Source organism: Sulfuricaulis sp. (assembly GCF_049587675.1).
GTDB lineage: Bacteria > Pseudomonadota > Gammaproteobacteria > Acidiferrobacterales > Sulfurifustaceae > Sulfuricaulis.
This window is the reverse complement of sequence record NZ_JBAVEJ010000178.1, coordinates 1-2029: the sequence shown is the minus strand read 5'-3', so window position 1 is coordinate 2029 and position 2029 is coordinate 1. Positions and strand designations below refer to the sequence as shown.

Genomic DNA, 2029 nt, shown 5'->3' with positions numbered 1-2029 from the left:
TGAAAATCCCGGTCTGGGACTTCCTGTTCGGGGCATTCGCTGCCGATACGATCCGCGTCAGTTTCGGACGATGTCCGCTTCGCTCTGATAGCGACCGAAATATTGCAATCCTGGGAATGCAGCGATGTGCCATCAGCCGACATGTTCGCCCTGCCCTATGAAGTCGTCCGTGATTAACTGCTAAGCGATTGAATGTGAGTCTATTTTTTGGGCTTTGTCCGATTTGAGTTTGCAGGGTTTTGCACCCTGAGGCGCCGGAACCTTGCGATTTCGTTTTCGATTTTCTTTTGGCGCAAACCATGATTCCTTGGCTGCATCGGAGGGAACGATGCGGCCGAAGCAACACGAGACGACGGGATCAGGCGATCTGTTCCGGGCCAGGCTCGAGCAGATCATCAACATGAAGCACGAGCTGGTGCAGCTTGCCGGCAAGCTCGATTGGGCATGGATCGACGGCGAGATCGCGCCGCTCTACAGCGACCAGGGCCGGCCGGGGATCGAGACCCGCTTCGTGATCGGACTGTTGCTGCTCAAGCACATCTATGGCCTGTCCGACGAGGGCGTGTGCGAACGCTGGGTGCATGACCCGTATTTCCAGTACTTCACCGGGGAAGAGTTCTTCCAGCATGAGTTTCCGCACGAGCGCTCGGACCTGAGCCACTGGCGCAAGCGGCTGGGCGACAAGCTGGAGTTGCTGCTAGCCGAGAGCCTGCGGGTGGCGCATGCGAGCGGCGCACTGCGGACCAAGGACCTCGCCCGGGTCACGGTCGACACTACCGTACAGCCCAAGGCCATCACCTTCCCGACCGACGCCAAACTGCTGCATGCGGCGATCAAGGGGCTCAACCGCCTGGCCAGAAAGCACGGCGTGCAGTTACGGCAGTCATACCTGCGGATCGCCAAGCAGGCAGCGATGATGGCGGGGCGCTACGCCCATGCCAAGCAATTCAACCGCCATCGCCGCCAGCTGCGCATCCTGCGCACGCGGCTCGGCCGCATCACCCGCGACATCCACCGCAAGATTGCCGGCCAGCCGGCCTTGGAGGAGGCATTCCAATGGCCGCTGGCGCGCGCCAGCCAGATCCGTTCACAGCAGCAGCGCCAGCGCGGCTGGAAGCTGTATTCCTTCCATGCCCCAGAGGTCGAATGCATCGGCAAGGGCAAGGCCAGCGCGCCCTATGAGTTCGGCGTCAAGGCTTCAATCGTTACCACCAACGCTCGCGCCCCAGGCGGCCAGTTCGTGCTGCATGCCAAGGCGCTGCCCGGCAACCCTTACGACGGGCACACGCTGCGCGCGGCTATCGAGGACACCGAGCGGCTCACCGGTCGCCAGATCGAGCGCGCTTATGTCGACAAAGGATACCGCGGCCACGACGTGCCAAACCCATATCGTGTCTTCATCTCCGGGCAGAAGCGCGGCGTGTTCGGCGCCATCAAGCGCGAGCTACGGCGCCGCTCCGCCATCGAGCCCGTGATCGCACACATGAAGGCTGAGGGCCACCTCGGGCGCTGCTATCTCAAGGGAACCGCCGGTGACCTCGCCAACGCCATCCTCACCGCCGTCGGCCACAACCTGCGCCTCGTCCTCGCCTGGCTGAGGATTCTCTTGTGCCTGATCATGACCGCGCTACGCAGCGCGCTTGCAGACAATCCCAAACTCAAATTGGCTTCTTAACGGACGACTAAGCGAGATCGCCGGCACAAGGCCGGCGATGACAACGGAAAGCAGTGTCGGAAAACTCTAAAGCGCGAAGCTGGTGCCGCTGCCGCAGGAAGCGGTGGCGTTCGGGTTTTTGACCTTGAACGAAGCGCCGATCAGGTCCTCGACGAAATCGATCTCGGAACCGACCATGTAATCGATCGAGACCGGGTCGATCAGCACGACGGCGCCGTCGCGGGCAATCACCAGATCGTCGGGCGCCTGCGCGCTCTCCATGTCGAACTTGTACTGGAAGCCGGAGCAGCCGCCGCCTTCCACGCTGACGCGCAACATGGTGCCGGGCGGCTCCTTTTTCAGGATTTCGCCGAT

General features: G+C 62.1%; 2 protein-coding genes. One reads left to right on the top strand and one right to left on the bottom strand.

Translation table 11 applies throughout. The annotated features are described in order from the left end of the window. The first annotated feature begins 328 nt into the window (after positions 1–328). Entirely contained in the window at positions 329–1675 is a 1347-nt protein-coding gene (locus WB402_RS09135) for an IS5 family transposase (RefSeq protein ID WP_424207103.1), read from the top strand. 66 nt (positions 1676–1741) lie between these two features. On the opposite strand, the gene WB402_RS09130 is transcribed toward WB402_RS09135, so the two are convergent. Further along, positions 1742–2029, bottom strand: a 288-nt coding sequence (locus WB402_RS09130) for a HesB/IscA family protein (protein WP_424207101.1), incomplete at its 5' end; no start/stop codon positions are given.

Bases quoted from the DNA above. Each gene is read 5' to 3' on its own strand.
- WB402_RS09135 (WP_424207103.1), top strand. From the start codon at position 329: ATGCGGCCGAAGCAACACGAGACGACGGGATCAGGCGATCTGTTCCGG.